Raw genomic sequence first — 9,099 nt, 5'->3', positions numbered from 1 at the left:
GAGGTTGGGTGGGGGTATGCTTTGGGCAGGGTTTCGGGCGTAGCCGCCCCCCTCCCCAACCCTCCCCGCAAGGGGGAGGGTGCCGATCCAGTTGGTGGAGCGCTTAGCGGATCAAACTACTGCGCGGCCTGGTAGTCGTAGAACCACTTTTGCTGCAGTGCCTCCATGGTGCCGTCGGACTTGATCTGGGCCAAAGCCGCGTTGATGGGGGCGATCAGGTCGGATTCCGGGGGCAGGATGAAGCCGAAGTCTTCGGAGCCGAGGGGGGTGCCGATGACTTTGAAGGCACCGGGCTTGGCGCCGATGTAGCCGTTGGCCGAGGTCTGGTCCATCAGCACGGTATCGACGTCGCCGGACTGCAGGGCCTGAACCGAGGCGCCGAAGGTGTCGAACAGCTTGATGCGCGGATTGGCCTCGTCGCCATCGAGCACGTTGTAGACCGCAACGTAGAAGTTGGTGGTGCCGGCCTGGGCGCCGATGAGGTAGCTGGCTTCGGCGCCGAAGGTGGTTGCGTCGGTAAAGCGGGCTTCGTCGGCGCGGACCAGCATCAGCTGTTCGGAGGTGAGGTAGCTGTCCGAGAAGGCGATTTGAGCCTTGCGCTCGTCATTGATGGTGATGCCGTCCATGCCGACATCGAACTGCCCGTCGCGCACCGCCTGGATCATCACGTCCCAGGAGGAAAGCTCCCATTTGACCTTGGCATTGAGGCGTTTGGCGACCTCGTTGAACAGGTCATATTCAAAGCCGACGCCCTCGCCGGTGGCTGGATCGGCGAAATTGAGCGGCACATAGGCGTTCTCGGTGACGGCGACGATTTCACGGCCGGCGAGGTCGGGCAAAGTGTCTTGGGCTGCGGCAGGGAGAGCGAGAGTTGTGACCACCGCGGCGGCGGCGGCGAGAAGCTTCGTTGGGTTCATGAGGCGGCAGTCTCCCGGGCAAGATTTTGCCGGGAGACTAGACCGAAGCGTGAGCGGTTGGGAATGGCTTTATGTGCGCAGCACGCCGCCAGATGTCTTGGTGACAGCCGCGATGATGCTGGCGGAGACTTTGTCGATGTCTTCGTCGGTGAGGGTTTTGTCCACCGGCTGCAGCGTCACCGCAATAGCGACGGATTTCTTGCCTTCGCCGACATGGCTGCCTTCGAAGACGTCGAACACGGTGACATCTCTGATCAGGGCCTTGTCGGCACCGCGAGCGGCCTTGATGATGGCACCGGCGGTGACGGATTTGTCGACGACGAAGGCGAAGTCGCGGCTCAGCGGCATCAGCGCCGACAGGTCGAGCGCCGGCTTGGTGCGAGTGGCTTTCTTGCGCGGTTCGGGCAAGGCATCGAGGTCGAGTTCGAAGGCCGAGACGTGGCCCTGGATATCGAGTTCGGCGGCCCAGGCGGGATGCAGCTCACCGAACCAGGCGAGGGTTTTCGGACCCTGGGCGATGCGGCCGCCGCGGCCGGGATGGCTCCATGGCGCGGGTTCGGCAAAAATCTGCACCTTGTCGATGTCAAAGCCGAGCGCATCGAGCACGGCGGCGAGGTCGGCCTTGGCATCGAAAACGCCGACGGCCTCGGCCTTGCCGGACCAGTGGCGGCCCGAGCCATCGAGCTTGGCGGTGCCGGTTCGAACGCCGGTAGCGTAGGTGTGCTGGCCATCGGGGCTATCGCTGAGGAAGACCTGGCCGACTTCGAACAGGGCCAGATCGGAGATGCCGCGATTGGCATTGCGGCGGACGGCGGCGAGCAGTCCCGGCAGCAGCGAGGGGCGCATGTCGGTCATGTCGGAGGCAATGGCATTGGCCAGCTGCAGGTTTTCGCCGCCGCCGCCGAAGCGGGTGGCCTCGTCATGGCTGATGAAGGACCAGGTGACAGCTTCGTCGAGACCGCGCGCGGCCAAGGCCCGGCGAGCGATGCGGCGGCGGTTCTGGATGGTGGTCAGCATGCGCGGGGCAACATGGTTGAGGCGCGGCAGCGGCTCGACCGGCACATTGTCGACGCCGACCATGCGCATGACTTCCTCGACGATATCGGCCTTCTGCGTCACGTCGGGGCGCCAGCTTGGGACTTTCACCGTGAAGGCATCGCCCTTGGCCGTCATTTCGAAACCGAGGCGGCGGAGGATGGCGGTGGCCACCATCGGCTCAACGGTGAGACCAGTGAGGCGCTTCACTTCGCCGAGCGGGAATTCGACCACGGTATTGGGGAAGACATCTTCGCCGGAAATGGCGGGCTGCATCGGCTCGCCGCCGCAGAGTTCCATGACGATGCGGGTGGCGAGTTCAAGGCCGGATTCGGTCAGCGCCGGATCGACATTGCGCTCAAGGCGATAGCGCGCGTCGGAGACGATGCCGGTCTTGCGGCCGGTGCGGGCGATCAGGTCGGGATCCCAAGAGGCGCATTCCATGAAGACGTTGGTTGTCGCTTCGGTGACGCCCGAGCGGATGCCGCCCATGACGCCGCCGAGGCAGAGCGGGCCAGTATCGTCGGCAATGACCGTCATGGTCTCGTCGAGGGTGTAGACCTTGTTGTCGAGCGCGTCGAAGGCCTCGTTGCGCGCGTTGCGCAGAACCGGTTGGCCGTCGAGCTTGTCGGCATCATAGGCATGCAGCGGACGACCCCAGCCGAGCGACACCAGATTGGTGATATCGACGATGGTGTTGATGGGGCGGAGACCGACGGCGCGCAGGCGCTGCTGCAGCCAGGCCGGGGACGGACCGTTCTTGATGCCCTTGATATAGCGGCCGGCGAACTTGCGGATCGCCTTGGGCTCATCGGCGGCGAAAAGCTGCGGCAGTGGCGCGATGGGGCTGAGACCGACGGAAGGGACCGGGGTCATATCGGTCTGCTTCAGCGTGCCGAGGCCAAAGGCTGCGAGATCGCGCGCCACGCCATAGACGCCGGTGGCGTCGCCGCGATTGGGGGTGATCGAGATGTCGAAGACCACGCCGTTGATCTGGGCATAGTCGACATATTTGACGCCGACAGGGGCGTCGGCAGGCAATTCGATGATGCCGTCGTGGTCGTTGGAGAGTTCGAGCTCGGCATTGGAGCAGAGCATGCCGTTGCTGACCTGGCCGCGAATATTGCCCTTGCCGATGGTCATGTCCTTGCCCGGGATGTAGGTGCCGGGGAAGGCGAACACGGTCTTGAGACCGGCGCGGGCATTGGGGGCGCCGCAGACCACGTCGATCAATTCGCCGGTGCCGGCGTCAACCTTGCAGACGCGCAGCTTGTCGGCATTGGGATGCTGTTCGGCTGAAACAATATGCGCGGTGACGAAGGCTGCGAGCGCCGCGCCCTGGTTTTCGACGCTTTCGACCTCAAGGCCGACCGTGGTGAGGGTCGTGGAAATCTCATCGACCGATGCATCGGTGTCGAGGTGGTCCTGGAGCCATTCGAGGGTGAATTTCATGGGTTTTGGCCTTTAACGGAAGTCGCTGGCGCTGCCGGTGATCGGCGCCAGGGAGCGGGAAATCTTGAGCAGTTCGACGAGCACATTGGCAAAGCCCATAGCGTCGTCGATGGCGAGGTGGGTGTGGGCGATGTGGCCGTAAAATTCGGCCGGCAGCTTGCTCATGCCCCAATCGAGATAGGGTGCGCCGCGCAGGGTGCCGGCCATGGTGTAGAGGCAAATGCCACCGCCACGGAAAATCTGGCGGCCCTTGAAGGGACCGCTGAGGGCACGGGTATCAGCGAATTCGTCGAGATAATGATCCATCCACAAGCCGTCGAAGATCATCGGCGCGGCGACGAAGACTTTTGGGCCAGGCAGCGATTCCACCCAGTCGGCAAAGCGCGGCATGACCACTTCGGCAGGCTCGGCATTGGCGGTTGTCGCTGCCCAGGCTTCGGGCTGCGTGGCCCACCAGGCCATGGTGGTTTCGTTGGTGGTGCGATCGGGGCGCTGCAGCAGCTGGGCCTCAAAGCTGCCATGGGGGGTGCCATCGGCCTCGATGGCGACCGAGGCGAAGCTCAGCATGGAATTGTGCAGCGGCGTCGGGCCGTCGCTCTCGATATCGGTGACGATGAAAATCGGCGAGGCGACCTGATTATAGACCGGGCGGCCGGCGGGCAGCACTTCGACGAGGCGGAAAGTCTCGCAGACCACGTCCATGTCGGGCGAGAAGCCGCCGTTGCGGGCGAAGTAGGCCTCATGGCCGGCGCGCCATTGGGCGTAATCGCCCTCGCCTTCGCGGGCGGTGAAAGCCGGGTCGATATCGTCGAAACGCTTGATCTCGACGGACTGGGTTTGGATGACGCAAGCTGGTTGGCCTTGGCCGTTGAGCACGACATCGCGGCGATGCACCTGCGGCAGCGGTTGCTTGCCGGGGCCATGATCACTCAGCGCGCCACAGGTCCCGGTCTTTTTCCCGGCGAGGAGCAGGGCCAGCAGTTCGTCGGCGAGCTCGGGGGAGTCGCCGAAGCTGAACTGGATGGAATTGGCGTATTGGGGTGGGAGGGTGGTCACGAATGCTTCTTTATGTGCTCGGCTAGAACGTCATTGATGCGACTCTGCCAGCCGGGACCGGTGGCGCGGAAGTGTTCCACAATGGTGTGGTCGAGACGCAGGCCGATGCGATCTTTCACCTCAGATTTTTGGGCGCCGCGCTGGCCGCGGGCGCGGGCATTGTTGAGGGCTTCCAGAAGGTCCGGAAAATCCGAGATCGGTCGGGCGCGGGCGAAATCTGCATCCGTCGCTTCGGGGATGTCGTCGCCGACTCGCTTTTCAAAATCGTCAAGCGACTCGCCTGGCAAACGCCCCTCAAGCGTGCCTGGGATCCTCGCCGGCTTGATATCTCGTGCACTCGCGCCCATTGGCTTTCCTCATTGAGATGATCCGGATTTTGGAGCCACCTTGCGTCCAACAAAACGCATGCAGCCTGTCGTCCAGATAGGCATAGGACATGAAGCGAGGCTCACCGTAGCTGTTGCGAAAGTCCTGCCAGGTTCGCAGCGTATCGGCTTCAATGCGCTCGAAATCGGCGAAGTCCAGACCTCGCTCGTTGAGCGCGTCCTGTCGCTTATCCTTGTCCCATTCCAGCTCCATCTACCACATCCATTTAATTGTGGCCACGATTAAATCAAGAGCTCAAGCCGCCAAACAGCGTCGGCAAATCGAGTGGCCGGAACCCGTAGTGATCCAGCCACCGCTGGTCGGCGTCGAAAAACGCGCGGAGGTCGGGCATGCCGTATTTGAGCATGGCGATGCGGTCGATGCCCATGCCCCAGGCGAAGCCTTGGTAGATGTCGGGGTCGAGGCCGGCGTTGCGGATGACGTTGGGGTGGACCATGCCGCAGCCGAGGATTTCGAGCCAGTCGCTGCCTTCGCCGATCTTGACCTCGTTACCCGAGCGATCGCATTGCACGTCGACTTCCATCGATGGCTCGGTGAAGGGGAAGAAGCTGGGGCGGAACCGCAGGGTGACGTTGGGCACTTCGAAGTAGGCCTTGAGGAATTCCTCGAGCACCCAGCGCAACTGGCCGATGTGGCTTTCCTTGTCGATGACGAGACCTTCGACCTGATGGAACATCGGGGTGTGGGTCTGATCACTGTCGTTGCGATAGGTGCGGCCGGGCATGACTACGCGGATCGGCGGATCCATGGCGGGGGTGAGATAGGCCGCGGCGGGCTTTTCGTTGCTCTTTTGCATAACGCGCATCTGTACCGGCGAGGTGTGGGTACGCAGAACCTTCTTCACGCCATCGGCGCCGGGCTTCATGAAGAAGGTGTCGTGCATTTCGCGGGCCGGGTGGCCTTCGGGGAAATTCAGCGCGGTGAAGTTGAAATAATCGGTCTCGATATCGGGACCTTCGGCGATCGAGAAACCCATGTCCGAAAAGATTGCGGTGATTTCGTCGATGGTCTGGGAGATGGGGTGAATGCGGCCGCGCGCGGTTGGCGCGGATTGCAAGGGCAGAGTTATATCGACGGTTTCAGCTTTGAGGCGAGCGTCGAGGGCAGCGGATTTCAGCTCTGTGCTCTTCGCCTCGATCAGGCCGGCGATCTCGATCTTGAGGCCGTTAATGGCGGGACCGGCGCTCTTGCGATCCTCGGGGGCCATGCTGCCGAGCGAGGCGAGGAGCGCCGAGACGCTACCCTTCTTGCCGAGGGCCGCGACACGCACGGCGTCGAGCGCCGCGTCATCGGTAGCGGCGGCAATGGCAGCCGAAAGCTTGGCGCGGAGGGTGTCGATCTGGCTTTGCAGGGACATCGGAAACTCTCAGTAGGCCTCATCCTGAGCCTGTCGAAGGACGAGGCCGTGGCAGGCTCGGTGTGACCGACCTCGTGGTTCGACAGGCTCACCATGAGGTCTTACGGAATATGGTGCGGCGGTTAGACCAAAACAAAACGCCCCGCGCCAGCCTTTACAGGCGGCGCAAGGCGTCAATTTGACCTCAGCAGAGCTGGGGAGATCAGGCGGCGAAGATGCGCTCGTGGGTCGTCTTGTCGACGCCTTCGAGATACTGCAGTGCTGCCTTGGCCTTTTCGACCAGCACGCCGAACGCTTCGGGCTGGGTGATCGCGAGATCGCTCAGCACCTTACGGTCAACGGCAACCTCAGCCTTGCTGAGGCCGTCGATAAATCGACCGTAGGTCAGTCCGTAGTCACGCACCGCTGCGTTGATACGCTGAATCCAGAGAGCGCGGAAATTGCGCTTTTTGTTGCGACGATCGCGGTAAGCATACTGGCCAGCCTTTTCGACGGCCTGCTTGGCGATACGGATCGTAGACTTGCGGCGGCCATAATAGCCTTCTGCAGCCTTGAGAACCTTCTTATGACGGGCGTGATTGGTAACGCCTCTTTTAACGCGTGACATGTGTCAGCTTCCTTTCAGCGTTAGCGGTTGTACGGCATGTACCACTTGACCAGACCCTCGTCGCCCTTGGACAGGATCTTGGTGCCGCGGTTGGTGCGGATGTACTTGGCGTTGTGGTTGATCAGGCGGTGGCGCTTGCCGGCGACGCCTGCCTTAACACGACCGGTCGCTGTGAAAGTGAAGCGCTTTTTAGCGCCTGACTTCGTCTTCATCTTGGGCATTTTGCGGGTCCTTAGACAGTTAGGATGGATTTGGGCCCATCGCATTCAGAGATCGCCACGGCATGCCTTTTGGCCGGGCGATCCGGAGAAGTCGGCTCTATAGGGGGAAACAGGTGAGGAGGCAAGCCCCAGCTGGCGGTTGTGGAGCGTTGCCTATGGGGGTGTTCGGAGTTTGGTAGCCGTGGCGATCGGTCGCTGATACTGACCACTCACTTTAGGGTGTTCGATAAATCGCAACAATGAGTGAAACCATTGCAGGGGCCAATGCGTATTTCCTACCGAGCTTGAGACGAACCAAGCAAGCGTTAACCAAAGGAAAACATTATGAAATTCGTTCAGATCATCGCTACCGCCGCTATCCTCGTTGCCGGTGCAACTGCTGCCAATGCCAGCGTGTTCAACATGCAGACGGGCGCCTTCAGCGACATTTCGCTGGCTACCAATGCGACTGTCCAGACCGTGACGACCAATGAAGCCAATCTGCTGTCGTATGACAATGACGTCCAGTCGGTCCGTGCTCGCGTTCAGGGCAATCAGTGGCTGGTTCAGAACATTGAACGCCAGGGCTTCAGCGTTGAACAGATCGTCGGCTTCTCCGGCGGCGAAAACGACCTGACGCTTTACGCACTGTAATTCGTCAGTCTCGCCTATCCAAGCGGCCGGCCCTAAGGGGTCGGCCGTTTCTGTTTGAGCATGGGTTCGAGATGGTCCTCGAACAGCAGGCTCGGCTTGCCGGCCAGGGCGGCGCCATAGAGCGCCTCCGCTTGCAGCGAGATGGTGAGGAAGGCGGTGAGGCCGTCAACGTCTTGGGCGGGCAGGGCATAGTGACCGGTCTGCAGGCGGCGCAGGATTTCGGTTTTCGATGCGATCATTCCGGCCGCGACGTCCTTGCCATTGCTCATTGAGCTGGCGCGCTTGATATAGTCATGCAACGGCGTGCCCAGATGCAGCGAGGCGGGCGCGGTACGGTAGAGTTGGGCGAGAAACTCGAGATCGGTCATGTTGCTCATGGTCGGGTCGAAGCGAGCATCGGCGCGGCGGCGATCCCAGACGAGCATCGAGTCCATCGAGAGGCTGACCCATTTGTGGGTGCCGGGGGTAAGGACGCGGTCGGCGCCCTGCCCGACGAAGCGCACATGAGCAAAATCATCTGTCATCACATCGAGAGCCGTGGTGACGATAGCGTGGTCCTCGAGCCCTTTGACCGCGAGTTCCAGTTTTTGCGGCTTGAGGCGGTCGTCGGCGTCGAGAATGGCGGCGTAGGCCGTGGAGATCTGGTCGAGGGCAACGTTGCGGGTAACTGAGGCGCCGCGGCCGATGCCACCGCTGGAGGAAAAGCGGATACGGGGGTCACGGATGCCGGCGTCCGCGAGGAACGCCTCGTAATCGACGCCGTCATCGGCGATCAACCAGAGTTGCCAGTCGGCATGGGTCTGGGCGAGGACGCTCTGTACGGTGGTGACAATGGTCGGCTGGGCATTCCAGGCCGGGGTTATGATGGCGACGGCGTGGTCCATGCGTCGATCCCGCTCTTGAATGGGACGGAGCTCGGTCCCATATGCTTGTCAAGGCGCGCGATGCCATTCTTACCGGGTCCGCGCCGATACGTTGCTTGATAATCAAGGACGGCGTGGATGTCGCGTATTTCGGTGTTTTCCGCCCCATTTCTCCTCGGCTTCGACAGTTTCGAGGAGCGAGTCGACCGGCTTACCAAGTCCGCCGACGGCTACCCGCCCTATAATATCGAGCGCATGACCGATGCCAACGGCACGGAACAGTTCCTGATCTCCATCGCCGTAGCCGGCTTTGGCGCTAGCGAACTCGATGTGATTGCCGAGGACGATACCATTCTGGTCCGCGGCAAGCAGAAGGATGAGCCGGGCAAGGAGTTCCTGCACCGCGGTATCGCGGCGCGGCAATTTCAGCGCAGTTTCCTTTTAGCCGATGGCATGATCGTGAAGGATGCAACTTTAGGGCATGGTATGCTCGTTGTTGCTGTGGAGCGTCCCCAGACGCCCAAGATCGCCCGACGTATCGATATTCGCTCAGTCTGAGAAAGGGCCGACA

Annotated in this window: 11 protein-coding genes; 2 read left to right on the top strand and 9 right to left on the bottom strand. The window is 61.8% G+C overall.

Features of this window, described 5'->3' with window-relative positions:
- Window positions 1-116 precede the first annotated feature (116 nt).
- From WH91_RS02905 to rpmI, 8 genes are all read right to left on the bottom strand, one after another.
- On the bottom strand, window positions 117-917 hold the full coding sequence (locus WH91_RS02905) for a transporter substrate-binding domain-containing protein (protein ID WP_046169516.1): 801 nt from the start codon (window positions 915-917) through the stop codon (window positions 117-119).
- 69 nt (window positions 918-986) lie between these two features.
- Window positions 987-3,404, bottom strand: coding sequence for a phenylalanine--tRNA ligase subunit beta (gene pheT, locus WH91_RS02900; protein ID WP_046169515.1), 2,418 nt, complete (start codon window positions 3,402-3,404; stop codon window positions 987-989).
- 12 nt (window positions 3,405-3,416) lie between these two features.
- Window positions 3,417-4,460 carry an ASCH domain-containing protein gene (locus WH91_RS25895; RefSeq protein ID WP_082101963.1) on the bottom strand — a complete coding sequence of 348 codons (1,044 nt, stop codon included), beginning with the start codon at window positions 4,458-4,460 and terminating at the stop codon, window positions 3,417-3,419.
- The gene (locus WH91_RS02885; RefSeq protein ID WP_082101962.1) at window positions 4,457-4,807 is read right to left on the bottom strand and encodes a BrnA antitoxin family protein; all 351 of its coding nucleotides are present in this window, start codon (window positions 4,805-4,807) and stop codon (window positions 4,457-4,459) included. Before WH91_RS02885 ends, WH91_RS25895 begins: the two co-directional genes overlap by 4 nt.
- Window positions 4,755-5,039, bottom strand: a complete 285-nt coding sequence (locus WH91_RS02880; protein WP_046169513.1) for a BrnT family toxin — start codon at window positions 5,037-5,039, stop codon at window positions 4,755-4,757. Before WH91_RS02880 ends, WH91_RS02885 begins: the two co-directional genes overlap by 53 nt.
- 34 nt (window positions 5,040-5,073) lie before the next feature.
- Window positions 5,074-6,204: a phenylalanine--tRNA ligase subunit alpha gene (gene pheS / locus WH91_RS02875; RefSeq protein WP_046169512.1), complete on the bottom strand. Its 1,131-nt coding sequence runs from the start codon at window positions 6,202-6,204 to the stop codon at window positions 5,074-5,076.
- A 202-nt stretch (window positions 6,205-6,406) separates the two neighbouring features.
- Window positions 6,407-6,811 (bottom strand): 50S ribosomal protein L20, encoded by a 405-nt coding sequence (rplT, locus tag WH91_RS02870; protein ID WP_046169511.1) that lies wholly within the window; start codon window positions 6,809-6,811, stop codon window positions 6,407-6,409.
- Window positions 6,812-6,831: 20 nt separating this feature from the next.
- Entirely contained in the window at window positions 6,832-7,032 is a 201-nt protein-coding gene (rpmI, locus tag WH91_RS02865; RefSeq protein WP_046169510.1) for a 50S ribosomal protein L35, read from the bottom strand.
- Window positions 7,033-7,356: 324 nt separating this feature from the next.
- Here rpmI and WH91_RS02860 point away from each other — a divergent pair, with 324 nt between their 5' ends.
- On the top strand, window positions 7,357-7,665 hold the full coding sequence (locus WH91_RS02860) for a hypothetical protein (RefSeq protein WP_046169509.1): 309 nt from the start codon (window positions 7,357-7,359) through the stop codon (window positions 7,663-7,665).
- A 32-nt stretch (window positions 7,666-7,697) separates the two neighbouring features.
- On the opposite strand, the gene WH91_RS22345 is transcribed toward WH91_RS02860, so the two are convergent.
- Window positions 7,698-8,549 (bottom strand): glycosyltransferase family 2 protein, encoded by an 852-nt coding sequence (locus WH91_RS22345; protein WP_052952548.1) that lies wholly within the window; start codon window positions 8,547-8,549, stop codon window positions 7,698-7,700.
- Between the two features lie 117 nt (window positions 8,550-8,666).
- On the opposite strand from WH91_RS22345, the gene WH91_RS02850 reads away from it, so the two are divergent.
- Window positions 8,667-9,086: an Hsp20 family protein gene (locus tag WH91_RS02850; protein WP_046169508.1), complete on the top strand. Its 420-nt coding sequence runs from the start codon at window positions 8,667-8,669 to the stop codon at window positions 9,084-9,086.
- The last annotated feature ends 13 nt before the right edge of the window (window positions 9,087-9,099 follow it).

The sequence above is a fragment of the Devosia psychrophila genome (genome assembly GCF_000971275.1).
GTDB lineage: Bacteria > Pseudomonadota > Alphaproteobacteria > Rhizobiales > Devosiaceae > Devosia > Devosia psychrophila.
This window is presented reverse-complemented; position numbering and strand designations above follow the sequence as displayed.